This is a genomic window from Mesorhizobium sp. M8A.F.Ca.ET.021.01.1.1, assembly GCF_003998025.1.
GTDB lineage: Bacteria > Pseudomonadota > Alphaproteobacteria > Rhizobiales > Rhizobiaceae > Mesorhizobium.
Genome location: NZ_RZSJ01000017.1, coordinates 1 through 25,197 on the forward strand (window position 1 = coordinate 1; position 25,197 = coordinate 25,197).

Annotated in this window: 25 protein-coding genes; 6 read left to right on the forward strand and 19 right to left on the reverse strand. The window is 64.1% G+C overall.

The genetic code is table 11. The features are described 5' to 3' along the window. From EOA36_RS37670 to EOA36_RS03515, 3 genes are all read left to right on the forward strand, one after another. On the forward strand, positions 1-302 hold a 302-nt coding region (locus EOA36_RS37670; protein WP_145969106.1), incomplete at its 5' end, for a hypothetical protein. A gap of 655 nt (positions 303-957) precedes the next feature. After that, positions 958-1,113 carry a hypothetical protein gene (locus tag EOA36_RS37145; RefSeq protein ID WP_189343589.1) on the forward strand — a complete coding sequence of 52 codons (156 nt, stop codon included), beginning with the start codon at positions 958-960 and terminating at the stop codon, positions 1,111-1,113. Between the two features lie 15 nt (positions 1,114-1,128). Then, positions 1,129-1,551 carry a hypothetical protein gene (locus tag EOA36_RS03515; protein ID WP_127275627.1) on the forward strand — a complete coding sequence of 141 codons (423 nt, stop codon included), beginning with the start codon at positions 1,129-1,131 and terminating at the stop codon, positions 1,549-1,551. 622 nt (positions 1,552-2,173) lie between these two features. Here the strand turns inward: EOA36_RS03515 and recQ are convergent. Further along, positions 2,174-4,018 carry a DNA helicase RecQ gene (gene recQ / locus EOA36_RS03520; protein WP_127275628.1) on the reverse strand — a complete coding sequence of 615 codons (1,845 nt, stop codon included), beginning with the start codon at positions 4,016-4,018 and terminating at the stop codon, positions 2,174-2,176. Positions 4,019-4,222: 204 nt separating this feature from the next. Beyond that, positions 4,223-4,756: a hypothetical protein gene (locus tag EOA36_RS03525; RefSeq protein WP_127275629.1), complete on the reverse strand. Its 534-nt coding sequence runs from the start codon at positions 4,754-4,756 to the stop codon at positions 4,223-4,225. A gap of 123 nt (positions 4,757-4,879) precedes the next feature. On the opposite strand from EOA36_RS03525, the gene EOA36_RS03530 reads away from it, so the two are divergent. Beyond that, positions 4,880-6,301, forward strand: coding sequence for a coniferyl aldehyde dehydrogenase (locus EOA36_RS03530; RefSeq protein ID WP_127275630.1), 1,422 nt, complete (start codon positions 4,880-4,882; stop codon positions 6,299-6,301). A 153-nt stretch (positions 6,302-6,454) separates the two neighbouring features. Here EOA36_RS03530 and EOA36_RS03535 read toward each other — a convergent pair whose 3' ends face one another. The 8 genes from EOA36_RS03535 to uxaC are packed head-to-tail and all read right to left on the reverse strand — an operon-like array spanning position 6,455 to position 13,510. Continuing rightward, entirely contained in the window at positions 6,455-6,793 is a 339-nt protein-coding gene (locus tag EOA36_RS03535; protein WP_127275631.1) for a cupin domain-containing protein, read from the reverse strand. Positions 6,794-6,803: 10 nt separating this feature from the next. Then, positions 6,804-7,568 (reverse strand): 2-dehydro-3-deoxy-D-gluconate 5-dehydrogenase KduD, encoded by a 765-nt coding sequence (gene kduD, locus EOA36_RS03540; protein WP_127275632.1) that lies wholly within the window; start codon positions 7,566-7,568, stop codon positions 6,804-6,806. Further along, a complete protein-coding gene (gene kduI / locus EOA36_RS03545) occupies positions 7,565-8,416 on the reverse strand; it encodes a 5-dehydro-4-deoxy-D-glucuronate isomerase (protein ID WP_127275633.1) in 852 nt (283 codons plus the stop codon). The genes kduD and kduI overlap by 4 nt, the downstream gene beginning before the upstream one ends. 22 nt (positions 8,417-8,438) lie before the next feature. Next, positions 8,439-9,212, reverse strand: a complete 774-nt coding sequence (locus tag EOA36_RS03550; protein WP_127275634.1) for a FadR/GntR family transcriptional regulator — start codon at positions 9,210-9,212, stop codon at positions 8,439-8,441. Positions 9,213-9,223: 11 nt separating this feature from the next. Continuing rightward, positions 9,224-10,504, reverse strand: coding sequence for a TRAP transporter large permease (locus EOA36_RS03555; RefSeq protein WP_127275635.1), 1,281 nt, complete (start codon positions 10,502-10,504; stop codon positions 9,224-9,226). 3 nt (positions 10,505-10,507) lie between these two features. Continuing rightward, entirely contained in the window at positions 10,508-11,095 is a 588-nt protein-coding gene (locus EOA36_RS03560; protein ID WP_167531540.1) for a TRAP transporter small permease, read from the reverse strand. Then, the gene (locus tag EOA36_RS03565; protein WP_127275636.1) at positions 11,092-12,069 is read right to left on the reverse strand and encodes a TRAP transporter substrate-binding protein; all 978 of its coding nucleotides are present in this window, start codon (positions 12,067-12,069) and stop codon (positions 11,092-11,094) included. The genes EOA36_RS03560 and EOA36_RS03565 overlap by 4 nt, the downstream gene beginning before the upstream one ends. Positions 12,070-12,103: 34 nt before the next feature. Beyond that, complete coding sequence (uxaC, locus tag EOA36_RS03570; protein ID WP_127275637.1) at positions 12,104-13,510, reverse strand: glucuronate isomerase; 1,407 nt, start codon at positions 13,508-13,510, stop codon at positions 12,104-12,106. A gap of 200 nt (positions 13,511-13,710) precedes the next feature. Here uxaC and EOA36_RS03575 point away from each other — a divergent pair, with 200 nt between their 5' ends. Beyond that, positions 13,711-15,219, forward strand: a complete 1,509-nt coding sequence (locus tag EOA36_RS03575) for a mannitol dehydrogenase family protein (protein WP_127275638.1) — start codon at positions 13,711-13,713, stop codon at positions 15,217-15,219. 144 nt (positions 15,220-15,363) lie between these two features. On the opposite strand, the gene EOA36_RS03580 is transcribed toward EOA36_RS03575, so the two are convergent. From EOA36_RS03580 to EOA36_RS03620, 8 genes are all read right to left on the reverse strand, one after another. Continuing rightward, entirely contained in the window at positions 15,364-15,771 is a 408-nt protein-coding gene (locus EOA36_RS03580) for a F0F1 ATP synthase subunit epsilon (protein ID WP_127275639.1), read from the reverse strand. Between the two features lie 111 nt (positions 15,772-15,882). After that, entirely contained in the window at positions 15,883-17,463 is a 1,581-nt protein-coding gene (gene atpD, locus EOA36_RS03585; protein ID WP_189524574.1) for a F0F1 ATP synthase subunit beta, read from the reverse strand. 70 nt (positions 17,464-17,533) lie between these two features. Beyond that, a complete protein-coding gene (locus tag EOA36_RS03595) occupies positions 17,534-18,421 on the reverse strand; it encodes a F0F1 ATP synthase subunit gamma (RefSeq protein WP_127275642.1) in 888 nt (295 codons plus the stop codon). Positions 18,422-18,467: 46 nt separating this feature from the next. Then, complete coding sequence (gene atpA / locus EOA36_RS03600) at positions 18,468-19,997, reverse strand: F0F1 ATP synthase subunit alpha (protein ID WP_127275643.1); 1,530 nt, start codon at positions 19,995-19,997, stop codon at positions 18,468-18,470. Next, the gene (locus EOA36_RS03605) at positions 19,997-20,557 is read right to left on the reverse strand and encodes a F0F1 ATP synthase subunit delta (protein WP_127275644.1); all 561 of its coding nucleotides are present in this window, start codon (positions 20,555-20,557) and stop codon (positions 19,997-19,999) included. The genes atpA and EOA36_RS03605 overlap by 1 nt, the downstream gene beginning before the upstream one ends. 246 nt (positions 20,558-20,803) lie before the next feature. After that, complete coding sequence (locus tag EOA36_RS03610; RefSeq protein WP_127275645.1) at positions 20,804-21,199, reverse strand: DUF4345 family protein; 396 nt, start codon at positions 21,197-21,199, stop codon at positions 20,804-20,806. 94 nt (positions 21,200-21,293) lie between these two features. Beyond that, positions 21,294-21,989, reverse strand: a complete 696-nt coding sequence (locus EOA36_RS03615; protein WP_127275646.1) for an aspartate/glutamate racemase family protein — start codon at positions 21,987-21,989, stop codon at positions 21,294-21,296. Between the two features lie 50 nt (positions 21,990-22,039). Continuing rightward, positions 22,040-24,223 carry a primosomal protein N' gene (locus tag EOA36_RS03620; RefSeq protein ID WP_127275647.1) on the reverse strand — a complete coding sequence of 728 codons (2,184 nt, stop codon included), beginning with the start codon at positions 24,221-24,223 and terminating at the stop codon, positions 22,040-22,042. A gap of 91 nt (positions 24,224-24,314) precedes the next feature. Between EOA36_RS03620 and fsa the strand changes: the two genes are divergently transcribed. Further along, complete coding sequence (fsa, locus tag EOA36_RS03625) at positions 24,315-24,971, forward strand: fructose-6-phosphate aldolase (RefSeq protein ID WP_127275648.1); 657 nt, start codon at positions 24,315-24,317, stop codon at positions 24,969-24,971. 79 nt (positions 24,972-25,050) lie between these two features. On the opposite strand, the gene EOA36_RS38755 is transcribed toward fsa, so the two are convergent. After that, positions 25,051-25,197, reverse strand: a 147-nt coding sequence (locus EOA36_RS38755) for a DNA translocase FtsK (protein ID WP_145969107.1), incomplete at its 5' end; no start/stop codon positions are given.

The following is a 25,197-nucleotide window of genomic DNA, read 5'->3' on the forward strand; positions in this document are numbered from 1 at the left end:
GCGACAGAGAAGCCGCTCTGCCCGCTGCCGAGATATCACATGTCTCCGGTGCTTCCGGCACCGCCATCAGCATGTCCCCAACAGCTCAGCGCATGCACGATGATCATCACAACGGCTACGATTGCGGGGGCGGCGTCGTGGAAACCATCCAGGCGCCGGCGGCACTATTGAGTGAAAGGGAACGGCCGCCGCTCCTCGACACCCTCACCGCCGACCCGCAGCCTTTGCTGGCCGGCAATAACGCACGAGCGAATTTAGCGTCTTCCACGAGAAGCAGGGAACGCTCAAGTCGAGGACGATAGCTTAGGCGTCGCAGGTTTGGTGCAGGGTGCGGGTTCGCACCGAATGCTAATAAAAGTGGGAAACGCATGCATAAGTCGTGAGAAGCCTGATGGCCGAGTTGATCCGGCCTGGATGACACAAACGTACAAAGACGAACCGCCGGTGCCGGGTCGCGCGCCAAATCCTGGTGATCGACCGGAAAGGATCAGCTCCGAGTCTAAACGGCATCGTCAACTTAATGAAGCGCGGATACTATGACAGAGTGACCCAATCCACCGCCGCGCCATTGCGTCGGTTTCGACAGATAAGATGGATTGGGCAGGCGAGCTCAAAAGAGCGATTGTAAATCGCAGTTGTAGCAGTGTAACAAACTGCGTAACAAAAAGCGCGAAAAGATTAGCATTTTCAGCAGGATAGGCGTGAAACCGAATCCCTCCCTCTCCGCCACAACATCAATAACAACCGTCGCATGCCCACAAAAAGTCCGGAAGCCGAGGCCGCCGGGCTAATTCGTTTCGCTTGCATAATGATATTACTTCGCTTAACCGGATTTTGATTAACCAGTTGTGGTCCGCGAGATCACTGCTAAAACCGTCTTGACCGCCCCCGTCCGGGTTCGATGACGCCATATCGAGGGGATTCATAGATTCCCGGTTTCGATCTATGTTGCTCGGCATGGAACGCACTTTCGACATTCCTGCTGTCCTGAGAGCCCCGCCAGCGTGTTTGCGCGAGCGCTACGGCGCCTTTGTCATCCGCATTGCCGAAAGCCTCGCCGCGGGCCTTGCGATCGGCGTGGGCTTCGCCATCGTGCGCGCCTTGGCGGGTTAGAAAGTGGTGCGGGTATTGCCGGTCTACACCCCAGAAGATTACCCACTTATCCGGCAACTTCCTGGTGCCGATGATATGCCCCCGACTTGGGAAGAGTGGCACGCGAATTTCGATGCGACGCATATGGAGAGCTTGGAGGGGCTAAGCTACGCTACCATGCGCATCAAGCCCGACTTGTTCAAAGTTTGGTTGGACACCAATTCGCAGGTCGCTTCGGAAGACTCCAGACAACTCTACGCCCAAGAGTTGCTTGATGCGTGCAAGGCGAAATCTGAAACTCGCCAAGAGGACGAACGTGCCCGACGGTTGATCGCTCGCATGGCGAACGACCCGCTCCCCACTGACCCCCTGATGTATAAATTGGCTGAGGTCGGTGCGCTGTTCATGATCGTGATGGCGATCGTTTCAGCCGCGTTGATCATGCTGGCGAGGCGCTGACGTGGTCGCGCTAAGGATACCTCCTATTTCATTCATTCGGATAACTTCGCTTCTATTGGAGGAAGGCGCATGATCATCCTGGCCAGCGGGATGCCGTGCCCCCTACCAGTCTCTCGCCGGTTAGGCTCGGCGCCATCAGGCAACTCTTGCAAGGACGCCGAGCCGCTGCATCGCTATCGGGCCGGCGCTGCTCTGGTGGACGAGGCCACGTAGCCGTTCGCGCCTTCATAATCCTCTGCCGGACTAACCTGAGCATCCAATTTAGCCGATACCTGCGCTCGCGCCTTGATTACGCGATGCTGAGTTGGCGCAATAATGAGGGGCGGGTTTTGCGTAGATTCCGACACGTCGCTGCGGCGGCGCATGATCACTAACCTATTGGCGTCGCCGCCTTGGCAATCCTCATCCCGCTCTACATCGTCCTCAAATGACAATCCCATAGAAACGCCTCAGATCCCGTCTGCCGAAGACGCATGTCGTCGTCTGGGAGAAGAGAGCGGGTGGGTAAGTTCGATCCGCAAACAATCGGTACACCGTCGGAAGTATGGCGGTGGCCGTCGTTTCGGCGGAGGCGGGGTAGCCTAACAGCAGCTGAAGGCAGTCCCATCGCCAAGCCTGATCCTCAGCCTGCCCCGTCGGGCCGATGCGCCGCGATCGCGGCCAGAAAAACCGCCCCAAACTCGTTGAGCTTCGCCCCGCCCACGCCATTCACCTCGGCGAAGGCGTCGAGGTCGCGCGGGCGGCGGGCGGCCATGTCGATCAGCGTGCGGTCGGAAAACACCACATAGGCCGGCACCTGGCGCTCCTTGGCGAGCCGCAGCCGCAGCGCCTTGAGCGCCGCCAGCAGCGAGGCATCCACGCCCTCGGCGTCGGCGGCGGAGCCTTCGCCGGAACGCTTCCTGCCGCGCGTGAGAGGGTCGCGGTTCTCGACGCGATACCGGAATTCAACCTCGCCGCGGCCGAGCGCGCGGCCGCTTTCGGAGATGGCGAGACCGCCATGGCCCTCGGGATCCGGCATCAGGAACCCGCCGGCGACCAATTGCCGGATCAGTGACAGCCACACAGTCTTCCTGTGCGCGGCGCCGGTGCCAAAACTGCTCAGCGATTGATGGCCCCGCGCCAGCACCTTCTCGGTCTCATGGCCAAGCAGGATGTCGATGACATGGGCCGCGCCGAAGCGCTCGCCGCTCTGCGCGACCGCCGCGAGGATTTTCCGCGCCTCGGCACTGCCGTCGGCGCGCGGCGCCTGATCGAGGCAGTTGTCGCAATTGCCGCAGGCTTGAGCCTCTTCGCCGAAATAGCCGAGCAGCACCTGGCGGCGGCATTGCGCCGTTTCGCAATAACCGATCAGCGTGTCGAGCCGGCGATGCGACCGTCTCTTGTGCTCGGGCGAGGCGTCCTCGTCATCGATGAACAGCCGCCGCATGCGGATGTCGCCAAGACCGTAGAGCATGTGCGCCTCGGCCTCGCGTCCGTCGCGGCCGGCACGACCGATTTCCTGATAATAGGCCTCCAGGCTGCCCGGCATATCGGTGTGGAAGACATAGGCGACATCGGGCTTGTCGATGCCCATGCCGAAGGCGATGGTCGCCACCATGACGACGCCAGACAAGGTCATGAAGGCGTTTTGATTCGCCTCGCGCGCCTCCTTGCTCATGCCGGCGTGATAGGCAAGCGCTCTCACGCCGTTCTTCTCGAGGAAGGCCGCCATCTCCTCGGTCTTCTTGCGCGACAGGCAATAGATGATGCCGCTCTTGCCCGCATGGCGCTCGATGAACCGCAGCAATTGCCGCTTGCTGTCCTGCTTGGCCTCGATGGCCAGCTTGATGTTGGGCCGGTCGAAACCCAGCACCAGCGTCTCGACCCGCTCGGCGAACAGCCGGGCGGCGATGTCGGTGCGCGTGCTCTCGTCGGCCGTCGCCGTCACCGCGATGATCGGCACATTGGCAAAGATGCCGCGCAACCGAGACAGATCTTCATATTCGGGCCGGAATGCCGGCCCCCATTGCGAGATGCAGTGCGCCTCGTCTATGGCGATCAGGCTGACGTCGAGCCTGGAGAGCGCCTCGAGCATGCGCTCGGTCATCAGCCGCTCCGGCGCCAGATAGAGCAGCCGCGTCTGGCCCGAAGCGACGCGACGCCAGGCCGCGACATTGGCCTCGCGATCGAGCGAGGAATTGATCGTATCGGCCGCTACCCCGGCAAGCCGCAGCGCCGCCACCTGATCCTGCATCAGCGCCACCAGCGGCGAGACGACGAGGGTGAGCCCGCCCAGCACCAGCGCCGGAACCTGGTAGCAGAGCGATTTTCCGGCCCCCGTGGGCATGACAGCCAGCACATGGCGCCCGCCGAGCAGCGCGTCCATCACGTCGGCCTGGCCGGGGCGGAAATCGTCGAAGCCGAACACGTCCTTCAGCACGCGCCGCTTGGGATCCTCGGCGCGGATGCTCGCTGCCATTACCTGCATCAGGCGGCCGCCGGACTGGGAACGGCTTTTCGTGGATTGGAGAGGATAGGCAAACCGGTCAAAGCGACCTCCGGGTGAGGGCCTGGAGTAGCGCAGCCTTCATCCGATCACAACGGTCGATATCGCCGATCTGCACCAGTGCCGCGCACGACCGCCTGACAGGTCAGACTAAGGTGATACAGAGATATAGCTCCCTCCCAGGCATCACTCGCCGCTGCCGCCTTGCTCCAATTCGTCATAATAGCGCTGGGCGGCCTTGCCCTTCTCCAACCGATATGTCTCGGACCGGCGATCGAATTCGGCCTTGAGAGCCTTCGACAGTTGCAGCGCATGGAAGCAATAGCCGGTAAGGACCGCCAGCAGCATGATAAACAGGCCTATCGGCAATTGGCCATCGCTCAGCATGAGGATGCCGATGACGGCTTCCAGCAGCGTGGCGAGAGCCGCCATGACCGTCAGGAAAATCTTCGCCGGCCTTGACCCTTTCAGGAAGTAGTAGCCACCGATGACGTAGGCCACGCTTGAGGCGGAACCCACAATATTCGGCGAATGTCCAAAGGCCAGCAGGACGATCGCGGACAGGATGCCGATCGCGCCGGTTACTAAGAAAATGCCGGCCACTGCCAGCATGTGGTGTTTTCCGCTCATTCGAACCCCCTTGGTGTCGAACTCTTGCCCGTCCAGCATTGCAGCATGCAACCAAGGATTGCACAAGGCCTGCCGCACCACCTTCTGCAAAATCGCTAACGCCGCTTATGGCATCGGGGCATCGTCGCGCCTCCTTCCCCAACGACACCATCGCTCCCGCTGGATTCCTTCGCTCTGCGATGTAAACTTGGCCAATCAGGCCGGGAGGGCACGATGCTGCAGGTAAGACAGGATGCTCTCGACGAGCGGTTCCGGCTACAGCGCGCCGCTTTCGAGAAGCAACCCTTTGCGGACCTTGGCCCGAGGAAAGACCGTCTCAAACGCCTGCTGGCGCTGACCGAGCGGCATGAGAGCGAAATCTGCGCCACGATCGACGCTGACTTCGGCGGCCGCTCGGCGCATGAGACCCGTCTTGCGGAACTGTTCGTCGTGCGCGCCGGCATTCGCCATGCCCTTGCGCATGTCGGCGGCTGGATGCGGGAGCGTCGTGTCGCCACCACCTTGCCCTTCTTGCCGGGCAAAAACCGCCTTCTGCCGCAGCCACTTGGGGTGGTCGGCGTCGTATCGCCCTGGAACTACCCCTTTCAGCTCGCCGTGGCGCCGGTCACGGCGGCCCTCGCCGCCGGCAACCGCGTCCTGGTAAAGCCTTCCGAATTGACGCCTGCTTTCTCCGAACTGCTGGCCAGACTGGCCGGCGAGCACTTCGCCCCGGATGAACTCAGCGTCATCACCGGCGATGCCGAGATGGGCAAGGCCTTCGTCTCGATGCCCTTCGACCACCTGCTGTTCACCGGCTCGACCGCGGTCGGACGCCAGGTCGCCATCGCCGCCGCCGCCAACCTGACCCCGGTCACGCTCGAACTCGGCGGCAAGTCGCCGGCGATCCTCGACCCTTCCTGCGATCTCGACGCGGCAACAGCCAGCGTCGCCTATGGCAAGCTGCTGAATGCCGGGCAGACCTGCATCGCGCCGGATTATCTGCTGGTGCCCAAGGGACAGGCAGCCACGGTCGCTGCCAAGCTCGCAATCGCGGTGGCGCGGCTCTATCCCTCGCTGCGCGACAACCCCGACTATACCGCCATCATCAGCGACCGGCATTACCAGCGCCTGCGCGCCATGATCACGGAAGCCCGCGAGGCCGGCGCCGATATCACCGAGATCAACCCGGCCGGCGAAGATCTCGGCAATACGGGCCGGAAGCTTTTGCCGACCCTGGTCAGCAACGCCGGGCCGGACCTGCGGCTGATGCGCGAGGAGATTTTCGGCCCGGTGCTGCCGATCGTCGAATACGCCACGGTCGACGACGCCATCGACTATGTGAACCGGGCCGACCGGCCGCTGGCGCTCTACTGGTTCGGGCGCGACAGCGGCAACCGCCGGCGAATCCTGCGCGAGACCGTCGCCGGCGGCGTCACGATCAACGACTGCATGCTGCATCTGGTGCAGGAGAACCAGCCCTTCGGCGGTGTCGGCGCCAGCGGCATGGGTGCCTATCACGGCGAGTGGGGCTTCCGCACCTTCAGCAAGGAGAAGCCGGTCTTCCAGCAGTCGCGCTTGAGCGCGGGAGCCCTTCTGCGCCCGCCCTATGGCAGGACGTTCGAACGGCTTTTCGGCCTGCTCAGGCGCATCACCTGACACGCATTAAGTTTATATTCACCATGATCCGGCAGGTTTCCGGTTCTGCGGTGATGTTTTGAGTACCGCGGCGCCATTGGCGCCCAGGCAACAAACCCGCGCTTCCTTGGAAGTGCGGGTTTTTTCATTGGCCGGGAAATCTCGCCGGCCCGGTCAGGCGAGAAAATCGGCGCGGTGTGGCGTGAAACTGTCGACCAGCCGTCCCGCCTCCAGCGCCCTGACGCCGTGCACCAGGCCGGACGGCACGATGAAGCTGCCGCCGGTCTCGAGGATTGCGGTCCGTCCGTCGATGGTCACCTCGAAACGGCCTTCGGCGACATAGCTTGCCTGGACGTGGGGGTGCGAATGCAGCGCGCCGACGCCACCCTTGTCGAAGCCGAATTCGACCATCATCAATTCGTCGGTGGACAGCAGCACGCGACGGCGATTCCCGTCCAGGGTCGGCGTCCAGGCACCCTCGCCGGCTTGCGCGAAGATTTTCGGATCGGTCATCGTCATCTCCTCACCGCGCCAGCCAGCCGCCGTCCACCGGCACCACCGCGCCATGCATGTAGTTCGAGGCCGGTGCCAGCAGGAAGACGGCGGCATCGCCAATGTCTCCCGGCTCGCCCCAGCGCCCGGCGGGAATGCGCCCGAGGATGGCGGCACTGCGGTCGGGATCGGCACGCAGCGCCTGCGTGTTGTTGGTCTCGATATAGCCCGGCGCTATGCCGTTGACGTTGATGCCTTTCGCCGCCCACTCGCAGGCGAGCAGACGGGTGATGCCGAGCACGCCATGCTTTGACGCCGTGTAGGACGCGACGCGGATGCCGCCCTGGAAACTCAGCACCGAGGCGATGTTGACGATCTTGCCCTGGCGCCCGTCTGCCAGGACGCGCCGGGCAAAGGACTGGCTGAGCAGGAAGACCATCTTCAAATTGACATCGATGACATCGTCCCAATCGGTCTCCGTCAGGTCGACGGCATCGGCGCGCCGGATGATGCCGGCATTGTTGACCAGCCCGTCGAGCGGCCCGCTTTCGTCCCAGACACGATCGAGCATCGGTCCGGCCGCTCCGGTGTTGGCAAGGTCGGCGGCGACCGCCTTGAATTCGCCGCCCAGAGCCGCGACCTTGCTCGCCGTATCGGCCATCGACGAGCGGCCGACGCCGATCACCGCGCCGCCGGCGCGCGCGATGGAGACCGCGATGCCTTGGCCGATCCCGGTGTTGGCGCCGGTGACCAGGATGCGTTTGCCGGCCAGGCTGAAGGCAGTGAGGTCGCTCACCGCAGCGCGTCCATGGCCACGGCATCGACATCGGTGTAGTCGACATTGTCGCCCGCCATCGCCCAGATGAAGGCGTAGTTGGACGTGCCGGCGCCCGAATGGATCGACCAGCCCGGCGACAGCACCACCTCTTCGTTGCGCATGACGATATGGCGCGTCTCGTCCGGCTCGCCCATGAAATGGAAAACGCGCGCCGCCTCGGGCAGGTCGAAATAAAGATAGGCCTCCATGCGGCGGTCATGCACATGGCACGGCATGGTGTTCCAGATAGAGCCCGGCGCCAGCTGCGTCATGCCGACGACGAGCTGGCAGGTCTTTGTTCCCCCGGCGTGGATGAACTGGAAGATCGAGCGCTCGTTGCAGGCCTCCTTGCTGCCGAGATCGAGGCGCTTGGCGTCATCGAGGCGGATCAGCCGGCTGGGATGAGCCTGATGCGCCGGGGCGCTGAGCAGATAGAACTTGGCGGGGTCGTCTTTATCTGCCGAAGCGAATGCCACATCGCTGGAGCCCATGCCGAGATAGAGCATGTCGCGCGCCCGCAGGTCGAAGGACTGGCCGCCGGCTTCGATCGAGCCGGCGCCGCCGATATTGACGGCGATCAATTCGCGCCGATCGAGAAAACCTTTGGTGCCGGTCGGCTTGATCGCTTCCAACGGCAATGCCGTCGCCACCGGCACGGCACCGCCGACGATCATCCGGTCGTAGTGGGTGTAGGTCAGGCTGATCCGGCCAAGCTGGAAGAGATCGTCGATATGGAAATTATGGCGCAGTTCGTCCGTTCCCATGGCGGCGGCGGCCGCCGGATCGATGGCGAAGCGCGATTTGTAGTCTGTGTGGTTCTGGCTCATCTCTGTCCTGACTTCCGGTGGATCATTCGCCGGCGGCGGCCCTGGTCGAACTGGCGTAATAGGCCTGCCGCGCCTGCAGGCGTTCGCGGTAGCGCTGCTGGCTGGCGCCGAGATGGGCACGCATCGCCTCGCGCGCGGCCTCGGCATCGCCCGCCGTGATCGCGTTCAGGATCACCAGATGCTCTCGCTGCAGCCCGCGCTGGTAGCTGTCGGACTGCACCAGCTCGGTCGACCAGGGCGAGGTCACGTCGCACGGAATGGCGCGCCGGCCGAGCACGTCGAGCATCTCGACATAGAACGGATTGTTGGTGGCGCTGGCGATGGCGCGATGGAAGGCGAGATCGGCGGGTCCGGTCGGCTGGCCGTCGAGTAGCAGCCGCTCGAACTCGAAGAAGGCTTCCTGGATCGCCGCTTCCTGCGCGGCGTTGCGGCGGATGGCGGCGAGCCCGGCCGATTCGATCTCGATCGCCAGCCGCACCTCGAGCACGTTGAGCGCGATCGAATCCTTGGCCCCCATGTCGGCAGCCAGCGCCCCGAACATGGTCGAGATGTGCTCGGTGACGAAGACACCCGCCCCCTGCCGCGGCTCGACAAGGCCGTCAGCGGCAAGCTTGGCCATCGCCTCGCGGATGACGGTGCGACTGACGCCGAAGGTCTCGGTCAGCTGGCCCTCGGTCGGCAGCTTGTGGCCGGGCAGGATTTCACCCGCATGCAACTGCTTGCGGATCGCCGCCACGACGGTTTCCGACAGTTTGGGTTTTCTCTCGACCCTGAGGTCGTTTGCGATATCGGACACCTGGTGATCTCCTAATGGAACAGGCTCGGCAGCCACAATGAGATTTCCGGTATGTAGGTGACAAGCATCAGCACCACGAAGGCGGCGCCATAGAATGGCCAGATCGAGCGCATCGCCGTCCAGATCGGAATGCGGCCAATGGCGCAGCTGACGAACAGGACCGCGCCAACCGGTGGCGTGCAAAGGCCGATGCCGAGATTGAGGATGAGGATCACGCCGAAATGCACAGGATCGACGCCATAGGCCATGACCACCGGCAGGAAGATCGGCGTCGTGATGATGATCAGCGGCGACATGTCCATGAAGGTGCCGAGAATGAGCAGCACGATGTTGATCAACAGCAGGATGACCAGCTTGTTGTCGGATACCGACTGCAGAAAGGCGACTAGCGCCGCCGGCACTCTGAGATAGGCGAGCAGCCAGCCGAAGGCCGCCGCGCAGCCGATAATCATCAGCACCATGGCGGTGGTCCGCACCGAGGCCGTCGTCGCCGCGACGAAGTCACCCCAACTCATCGAGCGGTAGATGATCAGCGTGACCAGGAAGGCGTAAACGATAGCGATGCAGGAGCTCTCGGTCGCGGTGAAGATGCCGGACCTGACGCCGCCGAAGATGATGGCGATCAGGATAAGGCCCGGAATGGCGGCGACAAGCAGCTGCAAGGCCCGACCGAAGCCCGCGAAGGGCTCCGTCGGGTAGCCGCGGCGGCTGGCGACCCAATAGGCCGTTATCATCAGCGACAGCGCCAGCAGCAGACCCGGCAACACGCCAGCCGTGAACAGATCCGCGATCGAGATACGGCCGCCGGCCGAAATCGAGTAGATGATCATGTTGTGCGAGGGCGGGATCAAAAGCGCGATGATGGCGCCGACCGAGGTGATGTTGACGGCGTAGTCGATGCCGTAGCCGCGCGCCTTCATCTGCGGGATCATCAGCCCGCCGACTGCCGACGCATCCGCCACCGCCGAGCCGGAAATGCCGCCGAACATGGTCGACGCCGCGATGTTGACCTGCCCCAGACCGCCACGCAAATGGCCGACCAGTGAGCCTGCCAGCGCGACCAGCCGCGCGGCGATGCCGCCACGCACCATGAGGTCGCCGGCGAAGATGAAGAAGGGTATGGCCATCAGCGAAAAAACGCTGACGCCGGAATTGAGCCGCTGGAACACCACGACCGGCGGAAGGCCTAGCGTGAGGATCGTCGCGAAGCTGGCGACGCCCAGACAGAACGCGATCGGCGTGCCGATGACCAGCAGGAACACGAAGGTGCCGAAAAGGACCATCAAGGCCATGGTTCAGACCTCCTCGCCGGTTGCATGGATGTCGGCGTCGACGGGCAGGCCGGCAAAACGCCCGGCCAGCCGTTCCAGTGAAAACAGGCAGACCAACGCGCCTCCCAGGATGACCGGCAGGAAGCTGACGCCGCCCGGCAGGGCGAGCGAAGGCATCACCGTATTCCAGGTCAGCCTCGCCAGTTGCACGCCGTAGACGATCATGCCGGCGCCGAAGGCCAGCACGACAAGATCGGAAATGCTGCGCAGCACCGCCTTGGCCGAGGCAGGCAGGACGTAAAGCAGCACGTCGAAGCCCAGATGCGTGCGCTCGCGCACGCCGACCGCGGCACCCAGGAAGATGAACCAGCCCATCAGCAGCACCGAGAAGGATTCGGTCCAGCTCGGCGAACGGTTCAGCATGTAGCGCGAGAAGACCTGCCAGAAGATGATGATCGTCATCAGCGTCAGGCCGGCGCCGCTGACCCACAACGCCAGCCGGGCAAGCCCGGAGAGAACGCGCTCGGCAGCGAGCCAGAAGCCTCTCGTGGCAGGGGCGTCCGAAGGCAGCGCAGGAGTCCTCGCGCTGCCTGACCTGTTAGCCCCGTTCATTTCTCGGCCTGTATCTTCGCCGCCAGATCCTTCAGTTCCGGCGTCGACAAATATTTGTCGTAGACCGGCTTCATTGCGTCGATCAGCGGCTGCTTGTCGATCTCGCTGACCTTGACGCCGGCCTTCTCGACGATGTCGCGCGACTTCTTCTCCTGCGCGTCCCAGAGCTCGCGCATCTTCACGACGCTGTCCTTGGCCGCCTGCCGCACGATCGCCTGGTCTTCCGGCGACAGCTTCTCCCAGCTTGCCTTCGACATGACCAGCACTTCCGGCACGATCTGGTGCTGGTCCATGGTGTAGTGCTTGGCCACTTCGTAGTGCTTGGCGGATTCGAAGCTCGGCCAGTTGTTCTCGGCGCCGTCGATGACGCCGGTCTGCAGCGCCGAGTAGACCTCGCCATAGGCCATCGGCGTGGCATTGGCGCCAAGCGCGTTGACCATGTCGACGAACACGTCGGACTGGATGACGCGGAACTTCATGCCTTTCATGTCCGCCATCGAGGTGATGTCCTTCTTGGTGTTGTAGAAGGAACGCGCGCCGGAATCGTAGAAGGCGAGGCCGACGAGGTCATGCGCCTCGAACGCCTTGAGTATCTGGTCGCCGATCGGCCCGTCCATGACATGGCGCATGTGCTCGACCGAGCGGAACATGTAGGGCAGCGACGGCACGGCGGTTTCCGGCACGATACCGTTGAACGGTCCCATCGAGACACGGTCGAGGTCGATGACCCCGGCCTGGGTCTGCTCGATCGTGTCCTTCTCCTCACCGAGCTGCGCCGAGTGATAGACCTCGATCGAATAGCGGCCGGCGGTGCGCTGCTTGATGAGGTCGCCCATGTACTTGACCGCTTCGACGGTCGGATAGCCGTCCGGATGGGTATCCGAGGATCGCAGCACGGTCTCGGCATTTGCAATGCCGATCAGCAGCGAACCGAAGGCGAATGTGGCCGCCGTCAATTTCGAAAAATGCAACATGACTTCCTCCCTTTGAAAAATCGGAGCGTGCCGTTCAGAGCCGGTACGCCGTCTTGGCGAGCGTGTAGGCAAGCTCCTTCGCGAGTTCATGAGCCTCGTCCTCGCGCAGCCTGTGCTCGGCGACGAGGCGCGCCAGGAACGCGCAGTCGACCCGCCGCGCCACGTCGTGACGGGCCGGGATCGAGGGAAAGGCGCGCGTGTCGTCGTTGAAGCCGACGGTGTTGTAGAAGCCGGCGGTCTCGGTGGTCATCTCGCGGAAACGGCGCATGCCTTCCGGGCTGTCGTGGAACCACCAGGCCGGCCCGAGCTTCAGCGCCGGGTAGACGCCGGCCAGCGGCGCCAGCTCGCGCGGGTAACTGCTCTCATCCAGCGTGAACAGAATGACGGTCAGGTCGCGCTCGAGCCCGACGCAGTCGAGCAGCGGCTTCAGCGCCGCCACATAGTCGGTGCGGGTCGGGATATCGAAGCCCTTGTCCCTGCCGAATTTCTGGAAAATTCCAGGCGAATGATTGCGCCAGGAGCCGGGATGGATCTGCATCACCAGTCCGTCGTCCCGGCTCATCTTGGCCATTTCGGTCAGCATCTGGGCGCGAAACAGCTTTCGTTCACGCTCGTCCTGCGAGCCGGCGCGAATCCGGTTGAACAGCTCCTGCGCCGCCGCATCGGAAAGATTGGCGGTGTCGGCCGTGGGATGACCATGATCCGACGAGGTCGCGCCGAAGCTCTTGAACAAGGCGCGGCGCTGGCGGTGCGCATCGAGATAGCCGGCCCAGGTCCCGGTGTCGCAGCCGGTGACCTCGCCTAGCCGGTCGAGATTGACCGAAAACCCTTCGAAATCGGGATCGACGACGGCATCCGGCCGATAGGCGGTGACGACGCGGCCCTCCCAGCCGCTGTCGCGGATCATCTGGTGCCATTTGAGATCGTCGAGCGCGCCTTCGGTCGTTGCGATGACCTCGATGTTGAAGCGCTCGAACAGGGCGCGGGGGCGGTAGTTCTCCCACTGCAGCACCGTCGCGATCGTGTCGTAATGGCGATCGGCGGTTGCGGCGCTCAACGGCTCTGCGATGCTGAACAGATGCGCAAGCACATGGTCGAACCACAGCCGGGTCGGCGTGCCACGGAAGAGATGATAGTGCTCGGCGAACAGCCGCCAGATCGCCCTGCCGTCGGTCTCGACGGGCGCGCCATCGAGCGTCGGCACGCCGAGAGCCTCCAGCCGCACGCCCTGGCTGAACAGCATGCGAAAAATATAGTGGTCCGGTACGATGAGCAGTTGCGCGGGATCGGGGAACGGCTCGTTCAGCGCATACCAGCGCGGGTCGGTGTGGCCGTGCGGGCTGATGATGGGCAGGTCCTTGATGCTGGCGTAGAGATCGCGGGCGATCGAGAGCGGACGCGCCTCGGCTGGAAACAGCAAATCCGCATTCGTCAGTGCCACGGCATCCTCCCAGGGTCGCTATCGGTAGGATCGGCTGGAAATAATGTCAACATACAAAAATCGGATTGTTGTATGATGACTTTTGAGCAATGTTGAGCATTGTCGGCAACCGCCGCCGATGTTACGCCGTTTTGCGATCCGCCCGCGGATTAGCAGCCATTCCCTGACCAGCCGTCCCACGAGATGAGTGCCGCAAACCGATGACAGCCCTTCGCCTTTCCAACCGCACGGCGCAGGCATTGCCGGCCAAGGTCGCCGCGCCTCGATACGATCGTGGCGCGATTACGCCGGGCATTGTGCATCTCGGCGTCGGCGCCTTTCACCGGGCCCATCAGGCCGCCTACATCGATGAGTGCCTGGCCGCCGGCGAGACGGGCTGGGGCATAACAGGCGTGTCGTTGCGCAGCGCCGACACCCGCGACGCGCTGGCGCCGCAGGATGGGCTGTACACACTGGCGGTTCGAGGCAGCGGCGGCGAGAAGCTGCATGTCATCGGTTCCATCGGCTCGCTGCTGGTGGCGCCGGAGGACCCGGCCGCGGTGCTGGCGGTGCTGACCGATCCCCGCACCCGCATCGTGACGTTGACCATCACCGAGAAAGCCTATTTGCGGGCGGCCGGCGGCGGGCTGGACACGGCGCATCCCGACATCGTCCACGACCTGGCCAATCCGCAACAGCCGAAGACCGCGCATGGTTTTCTGACCGAAGCGCTCGCCCGGAGGCTGGCCGCCGGCACCCCGCCCTTTACCGTGCTTTGTTGCGACAACCTGCCGGCCAACGGCGCCACCTTGCACAGGCTGCTGGTCGAATTCGCCTCACTGCGCGATGCCAGACCTGGTTCGGCGGGCGGTGCTGGAATTGCCGGCCACATCGCCGGTCAGGTCGCATTTCCCTCGAGCATGGTCGACCGCATCGTGCCGGCCACGACCGATGCCGACCGGGCGCGGATATCAGGCGAACTTGGCATCGAGGACGCCTGGCCCGTGATGACCGAACCTTTCCGCCAATGGGTGATCGAGGACGATTTCCCGGCCGGGCGTCCGGCCTGGGAAAAATTCGGCGTCACCATGGTCGGCGATGTTGCCCCCTTCGAGGACATGAAGCTGAGGCTGCTCAACGGCGCGCATTCGGGCATCGCCTATCTTGGCCTGCTCAGCGGCCACCCCACGGTCGATCGCGCCTTCGCCGATCCGGCGATCCGGCGGTTCGTCGATGCGCTGTGGGAGGAGGCCAAATCGACATTGCCTGACGATGCCGGCCTCGACACATCGGCCTATACGGCCGAGCTTGCCGAGCGTTTTTCGAACACGGCACTTGCCCACCGCACGGCGCAGATCGCCAATGACGGCAGCCAGAAACTGCCGCAGCGCATCATTGCCTCGGCCATCGAGTGCCTGGAAGCCGGCACCGAGCTGGTCCACCTCACGCTGGTGGTGGCAGCCTGGATCGCCGCCTGCGCGGCGCGCGGAAAGAGCTTGCCGGAGGGCCATTTCACCGATCCGCTCGATGCGGAGCTGACGGCGCTTTTGGACCAGCAGCTGCCGGCGAACGAAACCGTGACGGCGGTGTTCGATCTGGCCGGCTTCGCCGGGGATCACGCCGAACGCCAGACGCTGATCGAACTCGTGGCCATCCATCTTGTCCATCTGCGGAGGGACGGCACGACCTTGGCCTTCGCCGCGCTCGGCATAGACGGCGAAGGACCGTAAGGCGGAGCTGGACGGGTCAACAGGCGGTACAGGACCTCGATGTCGGCGGTACGATATCGCCGCCGTAGCTGAAACGCCTGACACCCCAACAAACAAAAAAGCGAGGCAAGGCCCCGCTTTTCATCAAGTCATCTGAACCGACTTTTAGGCCGGCAGGATTGCGCCTTCCAGCGTGGTGAGCTGGCTAAGGAACTGTTCCGCCTTGCTGCGCGACTGATCGTCCTTGGCGTCGGCCGCGTCTTCCCTGGCTTCCTGGATGCGGCGGGCGAGGTCGGCGCGGGCGACATCCTTCACCGCCACAGCCGATTCCGCCAGCAGCGTGCAGCCGGCCGGGACGATGTCGGCGAAGCCGCCGAACACGACATAGCGTTCTTCGCTGCCCGAGGCATTCTTCACCGTGACGACGCCCGGCTTGATCGTGGTCATGACCGGCGCGTGATGGGCCATGACAGTCATCTCGCCTTCGGCGCCCGGAATGACCACGGATTCGACCTCGGCGGAAACCAGCAGGCGCTCCGGCGAGACCAGTTCGAACTTGAAAGCTTCAGCCATGTCAATTTAGCGAGTAGGGAATAGTGAGTAGGAAGTAGGGAGAGAGGACAACCGCCCCGATCACCCAGCTGCTATTCACTACTGACTACTGACTACTCCCTATTCCCTTGATTAAGCCGCTTCAGCCGCGAGGCGCTGTGCCTTCTCGACCGCTTCGTCGATGCCGCCGACCATGTAGAAGGCGGCTTCCGGCAGGTGGTCATAGTCGCCGTTGCAGAGGCCCTTGAACCCCTTGATGGTATCGGCGAGGTCGACCAGTTTGCCCGGCGCGCCGGTGAACACTTCGGCGACAAAGAACGGCTGCGACAGGAAGCGCTCGATCTTGCGGGCGCGGGCCACGGTCTGCTTGTCCTCTTCCGAGAGCTCGTCCATGCCCAGGATGGCGATGATGTCCTGCAGCGACTTGTAGCGCTGGAGGATCGACTGCACCTGGCGGGCAACGGCATAGTGCTCGTCGCCAACGACCAGCGGGTCGAGCATGCGCGAGGTCGAGTCCAGCGGATCGACGGCCGGATAGATACCCTTTTCGGCGATCGAACGGTTCAGCGTCGTCGTCGCGTCAAGGTGGGCGAACGAGGTCGCCGGCGCCGGGTCGGTCAAGTCGTCGGCCGGCACGTAGATCGCCTGCACCGAGGTGATCGAGCCCTTGGTGGTGGTGGTAATGCGTTCCTGCAGCGCGCCCATGTCGGTGGCGAGCGTCGGCTGATAGCCCACGGCCGACGGGATACGGCCGAGCAGAGCCGACACTTCCGAACCCGCTTGCGTAAAGCGGAAGATGTTGTCGACGAAGAACAGCACGTCCTGGCCCTGGTCGCGGAAATATTCGGCAACCGTCAGGCCGGTCAGGCCGACGCGGGCGCGCGCGCCCGGCGGCTCGTTCATCTGGCCGTACACCAGCGCCGCCTTCGAACCTTCGCCGCCGCCCTTCTTGTTGACGCCGGATTCGATGAACTCGTGGTAAAGGTCGTTGCCTTCGCGGGTGCGCTCGCCGACGCCGGCGAACACCGAGTAACCACCATGCGCCTTGGCGATGTTGTTGATCAGTTCCTGGATCAGCACCGTCTTGCCGACGCCGGCGCCGCCGAACAGGCCGATCTTGCCGCCCTTGGCGTAGGGCGCGAGCAGGTCGAGCACCTTGATGCCGGTGATCAGGATCTGCGCTTCCGTCGACTGTTCGATATAGGCCGGAGCCGGCTGGTGGATCGAGCGCAATTCGACCGCGTCGACCGGGCCTGCCTCGTCGACCGGCTCGCCGATGACGTTGATGATACGGCCGAGCATGCCCGGGCCGACCGGCACGGCGATCGGGCCGCCGGTGTCGCGCACTTCCTGGCCACGCACCAAGCCTTCGGTGGAGTCCATGGCGATGCAGCGCACGGTGTTTTCACCCAGATGCTGCGCAACTTCGAGCACCAGGCGATTACCGACATTGTTGGTCTCGAGCGCGTTCAGGATCGGCGGCAGATGCTCGCCGAACTGCACGTCGACGACGGCGCCGATGACCTGGCGGACCTTGCCGACAACGCCGGTCGCCTTGGTGGCCACGGCCTGCGTCTTGGCAGCGGCGGCCTTGGCCGGCGCTGCTGCCGCCTTGGCCGGAGCCGCCTTTACTGCCGCTGCCGGAGCCTTGGCCGCCTTCGCGGGAGCTGCTGCCTTGGGGGCTGCCGTCTTCGGGGTCGCTGCTTTCGCCATCGTCTTTACCCTTTTCGTCCTTTGTTTCTCACGCGGTCCGGTTCGCGGGCCAATGACCCGCTGACCGCGCCTAGAGCGCCTCGGCGCCCGAAATGATTTCGATCAGTTCCTTGGTGATCTGCGCCTGCCGCTGGCGGTTGTAGGTGATCGACAGCTTGTTGATCATCTCGCCGGCGTTGCGCGTCGCATTGTCCATGGCGCTCATCTTGGCGCCCATTTCGCCCGCCGCGTTTTCGAGCAGCGCACGGAATATCTGCACCGCGATGTTGCGCGGGATGAGGTCGGACAGGATTTCGCCCGGCTCCGGCTCATACTCGTATACGGCGCTGGCGCCATCGGCCGTTTCTGGCTGAGCCGAAGAGGCGGACGCTGCCGGAATGATCTGCTGCGCGGTCGGAACCTGGCTGATCACCGACTTGAACTGCGAGTAGAACAGCGTGCAGACGTCGAAGGCGCCCTCGTTGAACAGATGGATGACCTTGCGGGCGATCGCATCGGCATTGACGAAGCCGAGCGTCTTGACCTCGCGCAGATCGACGCGTTCGATGATCATCGCGGCATAGTCGCGGCGCAGGATGTCGAAACCCTTCTTGCCGACGCAGATGATCTTGACCTGCTTGCCGTCGGCCAGAAGCCGGCGGATATGGTCGCGGGCATGACGGGCGATCTGCGAATTGAAGCCGCCGCACAGGCCACGCTCGGCGGTGCAGACGACGAGCAGATGCACGTCGTCCTTGCCGGTTCCGGTCATCAGCGCCGGGGCATCGCCCCCGCCACCGACCGCCTGGGTGATATTGGCCAGCACGGAACCCATGCGCTCCGAATAGGGACGCGCCGCTTCCGCCGCCTCTTGCGCACGGCGCAGCTTCGCCGCGGCAACCATCTGCATCGCCTTGGTGATCTTCTGCGTCGCCTTGACCGAGGCGATACGGTTACGAAGGTCTTTTAATGAAGGCATGCTTCAAACCTGATCCCGTCTTGTCTCATCCGGACTGGCACTTCGCTCAGGCGAAGGTCTTGGCGAAGGCGTCGATCTCGGCCTTCAGCTTGGCGCGCAGATCGTCCGACAGCGCCTTTTCCTTGCGGATGGCGTCGAGGACGTCCTTGCCGGCCGAACGCATGTGGCTGAGCAGGCCGTGCTCGAACTTGCCGACCTGGTTGACCGGCAGCTTGTCGAGATAGCCGTTGACGCCGGCGAAGATCACCGCGACCTGCTCTTCCGTCTTCAGCGGCGAGAACTGCGGCTGCTTCAGGAGCTCGGTCAGGCGCGAGCCGCGGTTGAGCAGGCGCTGCGTGGCGGCGTCGAGATCCGAGCCGAACTGCGCGAAAGCAGCCATTTCGCGGTACTGCGCGAGCTCGCCCTTGATCGAGCCGGCAACCTGCTTCATCGCCTTGATCTGCGCCGAGGAACCGACGCGCGACACCGACAGGCCGACGTTGACGGCCGGACGGATACCCTGGAAGAACAGGTTGGTTTCGAGGAAGATCTGGCCGTCGGTGATCGAGATCACGTTGGTCGGGATGTAGGCCGACACGTCGTTGGCCTGCGTCTCGATGACCGGCAGCGCGGTCAGCGAGCCGCCACCCAGATCGTCGTTGAGCTTTGCGGCGCGCTCGAGCAGGCGCGAGTGCAGGTAGAAGACGTCGCCCGGATAGGCTTCGCGGCCCGGCGGGCGGCGCAGCAACAGCGACATCTGGCGATAGGCGACGGCCTGCTTCGACAGATCGTCATAGCTGATCAGTGCATGCATGCCGTTGTCGCGGAAATACTCGCCCATGGTGCAGGCCGTGAACGGCGCCAGGAACTGCATCGGCGCCGGGTCGGAAGCGGTGGCGGCGACGATGATCGAATATTCGAGCGCGCCGCGCTCTTCCAGCACCTTGACGAACTGCGCGACGGTCGAGCGCTTCTGGCCGACGGCGACGTAGACGCAGTAGAGCTTTTCCTTCTCGGGGCCGTTGTCGTGCACCGACTTCTGGTTGAGCATCGTGTCGAGGATGATGGCCGTCTTGCCGGTCTGGCGATCGCCGATGACCAGCTCGCGCTGGCCGCGGCCGACCGGGATCAGCGCATCGATGGCCTTGAGGCCGGTCGACATCGGCTCGTTCACCGACTTGCGCGGGATGATGCCGGGTGCTTTGACGTCGACGCGCTTGCGCTCGACCGCCTTGATCGGGCCCTTGCCGTCGATCGGATTGCCGAGCGCGTCGACGACGCGGCCGAGCAGGCCGGGGCCGACAGGCGCGTCGACGATGGCGCCGGTGCGCTTGACGGTGTCGCCTTCCTTGATGTCGCGGTCGGCGCCGAAGATGACGACGCCGACATTGTCGGCTTCGAGGTTGAGCGCCATGCCGCGGATGCCGCCGGGGAATTCGACCATTTCGCCGGCCTGGACATTGTCGAGGCCGTAGACACGGGCGATACCATCACCGACGGACAGCACCTGTCCGACTTCGGAGACCTCGGCCTCCTTGCCGAAATTCTTGATCTGGTCTTTCAGAATTGCGGAAATTTCCGCGGCGCGGATGTCCATCAGCCGACCTCTTTCAGTGCAAGCTTGAGCGAATTGAGTTTGGTTTTGAGCGACGTATCGATCTGGCGCGAGCCCATCTTGACCACCAGCCCGCCGAGCAGCGACGGGTCAACGGTGACGGAAATGGCCACGTCCTTGCCGGCAACGCTTTTCAGCGCCGCCTTGAGTTCGGTCTGCTGGGCCGCGGTCAGCTCATGAGCCGACGTCACTTCGGCCGCAGCCTCGCCACGGGCTTCGGCCGCGATCTGGCGGAACGCCTTGATCATGCCGGGCACCGCGAACAGGCGGCGATTCTTGGCGACGACGCGCAGGAAATTGCCGGTCAGGCCGGTGATGCCTGCCTTGTCGGCGATCGCCGCGATGGCCTTGGCCTGGTCTTCGCTGGAGAACACCGGGCTGTTGATCAGCCGGGTGAGGTCCGCGCTCCCCGCGAGCAGTGCCTCGAAACCGTTGAGGTCGGCCTCGACCTTGGCCACGGAATTTGCTTGCGATGCCAGTTCGAACAGCGAACCGGCATAGCGCTCTGCGACACCTGAGATTGGCGATGACGATTGGGCCACGGACCGTCTTTTCTCTTGTCTGACAGGCCGCAGATTGTTGGCGCGAGCAAAAACTCTGGCTAAATCTTTGACCTTACTGCATTTTTCCAAGCACGGAGGCGCGGCTTCCGCTATCCCCGGCCGAAAGTCGATTGCCGTCTAGCACAGGCATTTTAAGACCGCAATGCGTCGTTCCGCATGGTTTTCAGGCACTATTGTCGCATCCGGCGAAAGATCAGCGTCCTGCGCGCCGGAATACCCTTGGATTCAGGGCACAAAGCCGAAGGCAAAGGCGAGCGGCAAGGCCGCGAGCGCCAATTCCACCACAATGGAAACCCAATTGAAAGGCGTATTGGCGCCATCCGACATCATCGACAGCAGCCGGCCGAAGGCAGTGAACAGCCAGGAGAAGCCGAGCGCCATGTAGACCAGCGGCTGCGCGAGCAGGATGCAGCACAGGCCGACCCCGAGATAGAAGCCCGACATGCGGCCTCGCCCCTCGGCGATCGCCGCCGCCTTCTCGGGTTTCGCCTGCAGGCGCAGGATGCGGAACGCCAAGCCCGGCGCCAGGAAAAACAGAAGGCCGAGCAGCACTGTGAAGACCGCGCTCGACCAGGCCAGCCATTCGCCCTGGCTCGTCGGCCATGGAAGCGCAAAATCCATCGTGTCCCTCGAAATGCCTATTTTGAAATCGCGGGCATTCTAGCGGAGGAAAAATGCCGCGCCAGATGGCTCAAGGCACTTTAGGAGACCCGCATCAACCGAGCGCGAATTCCACCGCCGCCTCGGCATGGATGCGCGTCGTGTCGAAAACCGGAATGTCGAAATCGCCCTGGCCGATGAGCATGGTGATCTCCGTGCAGCCCATGATGATGCTGTCGGCGGCCTCTTCACGGCGCAGGCGTTCGGCCAATTCGATATAAGCGGCCTTCGAGGCTCCGGTCACGATGCCCTGGCACAACTCGTCATAGATGACGCGATGCACCATGTCGCGCCCGGCCGCATCGGGCACGACAGGCGACAGGCCGTATTTGTCGGCGAGCCGGCCCTTGTAGAAATCCTGCTCCATGGTGAAGCGCGTCGCCAGCAGCGTCGGGCGCTGCATGCCTGCGCGCTTGACCGCCACCGCCGTGGCATCGGCAATGTGGATGAGCGGGATCGACACCGAAGCCTGCACCTGGTCAGCCAGTCTGTGCATGGTGTTGGTGCACAGAAGCAAGCCTTCCGCGCCGCCGGCCTCGAGCTTGCGCGCGGCATCGACCAGCAGCGCGCCGGCGCCGTCCCAATCACCATGATGCTGCCGCTCGGCGATCTCGGCGAAATCGAACGACCACATGAGAAGCTTCGCCGAATGCAGCCCACCCAGCCGCTCGCGCACGATCTCGTTGAGCAGGCGATAATAGATGGCGGTCGATTCCCAGCTCATGCCGCCGAGCAGGCCAAGGGTTTTCATGTGATCTTTCCGTTTCTCTCGCCGAGACAGCTGTAGCTGAAATTGCGTCCCTACAGAAAGCTCTGCGGGTCGATGTCGACCTGCACCCGGACCGAGCCGCGCTGTTTCGGTCCATTGGCCAGCATAGCTCTGATAAAACCTTGCATGTCGGCGCGGCGCTCGCCCTGGATCAGCAGGCGGAAGCGATGGCGGCCGCCGAGCAGGGACAGCGGCGCCTCGGCCGGCCCGAGCACGAACAGGTCCGACGCCTCGGGCGCGGCGCGGCGCAGGCCGCGGGCATGGCCTTCCGCCTCCGCCCGCGTCACGGCGCTGACGATGACGCCGGCCAGCCGGCCGAAGGGCGGCAAGGCAGCGCGTTCGCGCTCAGAAATCTCACGCTGGTAGAAAGATTCGGCGTCGCCGGAGACGATCGCCCGCATCACCGGATGGTCGGGCTGGAACGTCTGCAGCAGGCCCAGGCTCTTCTTGCCGGTGCGGCCGGCACGGCCGGTCACCTGGCTGAGCAACTGGAAGGTGCGCTCGGCGGCGCGCGGATCGCCATTGGCAAGGCCGAGATCGGCATCGACGACGCCGACCAGCGTCATATCAGGGAAATTGTGGCCCTTGGCGACCAGTTGCGTGCCGATGACGATATCGGCCTCGCCATTGGCGATTGCCTCCAGCTCCAGCCGCAACCGTCGTACACCCCCCATGATATCCGACGACAGCACGATGGTGCGCGCGTCCGGGAAATGCGTGACGACCTCCTCGGCGATGCGCTCGACCCCCGGACCGCAAGCGACCAGGTGGTCGAGCGTGCCGCATTCCGGGCAGGCTTCGGGACGGCGCTCATTGTGACCGCAATGGTGGCAGACCAACTGGCCGCGAAAGCGGTGTTCGACCAGCCAGGCCGAGCACACCGGGCAGCCGAAGCGATGGCCGCAGACCCGGCACAGCGTCAGCGGCGCGTAGCCGCGTCGGTTGAGGAACAAGAGCGACTGCTCCTTCTTCTCCAGCGTCCGGCGCATATGGTCGATCAGCACCGGCGACAGGAAGCCGCCACGCGCCGGTGGCGCGCGCCGCATGTCGATCGACTTGAGGTCGGGAAGTGCCGCCTCGGCGAAGCGGGCGGAAAGCACAGCCCTGGCATAGCGGCCTTGGCTGGCATTGACCCGGCTCTCGACCGACGGTGTCGCCGACGCCAGGACCACGGGGAAGCCGCCTATATGGCCGCGCACGACGGCCATGTCGCGCGCATTGTAGAAGACGCGGTCTTCCTGCTTGTAGGCGGGGTCGTGTTCCTCGTCGACGACGATCAGGCCAAGCTCCTTGAATGGCAGGAACAGCGCCGAGCGCGCGCCGGCGACGACGCGCACGCCGCCTTCCGCCACTTGCCGCCAGACTTTTTCGCGCATTCGCGGCGGCAGGTCGGAATGCCACTCGGCCGGCTTGGCGCCAAAACGCTGCTGGAAGCGTTCGAGGAAGGCATGCGTCAGCGCGATTTCCGGCAGCAGGATGAGCACTTGGCCGCCCTGCTCGAGCGCGGCCGCCACCGCCTCGAAATAGACCTCCGTCTTGCCCGAACCGGTGACGCCGTCGAGCAACGCGACATTGAACTCGCCGGCCGCGACATTGGCGCGCAGCATTGACGCGGCCTCGTTCTGGTCCGGCATCAGTTCGGGAACGGCATAGCTTGGGTCAGGCGCGGCCACCACCGGGCGCGGCGGGATCATCACCGTCTCAAACACGCCCTGCGCTTTCAGCCCCTCGATCACCGTCGACGACACGCCGGCGGCGTGCGCGAGGCCGGAGCGCGTCCAGGCCAACCCACCCTCGGCCGTCTCCAGCACGCGTGCCCGCGCATCCGTCATCCGGTCGGGCACAAGCAGGGTGCGCTGCAGCCCCTCGATCCAGGGTTCGGGATCAAAGGCCTCCGGCGCCCTGAGCAGCATGCGCGCCACCATGCCCGGCGCCGACAGCGTGTATTGCGCCACCCAGTCGACGAAGCGGCGCATGGCGCGGTCGATCGGCGGACAGTCGAAAACCTGCTCGATCGGGCGCAATTTCCTGGCATCGACCTGCTCGACCGTGCCGTCCCAGACGATGCCGGCGACCTGGCGCGGCCCAAGCGGCACGCGCACGATCGAACCCGGCACCACCCGCATGCCGGCCGGCACGGCATAGGTGTAGGGACGTTCGGCCGGCATCGGCACCAGCACCGGTGCGGCCGCGACAAAGGGCGAATCTTCGATCATGAGGCGTGACCTTGCCCTGACTTTGGTCTAGATCAAAGAGCAACGCTGAACGCGCCTTCCCAAGCACGACGAAATCGTCAGGAGACCCGCCATGAAATTTTTTGCCGACACCGCCGATATCAAAGAGATCAAGGAACTGAACGATCTGGGACTGCTCGATGGCGTCACCACCAACCCCTCGCTGATCCTGAAATCGGGCGGCAAGATCGCCGAGGTCACCAAGCAGATCTGCGACATCGTCGAAGGGCCTGTCTCGGCGGAAGTCGTGGCGATCGAATACAAGCAGATGATGGCGGAGGCCGAAGTGCTGGCCAAGATCGCGCCTAATGTCTGCATCAAGGTGCCGCTGACGCTGGACGGCCTGAAGGCCTGCAAGACCATCCGCACCGAGATGAACCGCATGGTCAATGTCACGCTGTGCTTCTCGGCCAACCAGGCGCTGCTCGCCGCCAAGGCCGGCGCTTCCTTCATCTCGCCCTTCGTCGGCCGCATCGACGATACCGGCTCGGACGGCATGGAGCTGATCCAGGAGATCCGTCAGATCTACGACAATTTCGATTTCCAGACCGAAATCCTGACCGCTTCCGTGCGAACGGTGAACCACGTCAAGCAGGCGGCTCTCATCGGCGCCGACGTCATCACCGCGCCGCCGGCGACGCTGAAGGCGCTGGTCAACCATCCGCTGACCGACAAGGGCCTTGCCGCTTTCCTCGCCGACTGGGCCAAGACCGGCCAGAAGATCGGCTGAGCGGTCCGACACCAGATACAAAAAAAGGCCGGGCAACCGGCCTTTTTTACGCGCTGCGGATCAGGAGCAGCCTGCCCGGTCAGTCCGTGCCGTCATCGGGGAGCGCGGCCGCCGGCTGGCGCTTGCCCGCCATGATCTCGCGCTTGCCGACATGGTTCGGTGCGCCGACCAGACCTTCCTTCTCCATCCGTTCGACCAGTGACGCGGCGCGGTTGTAGCCGATGCC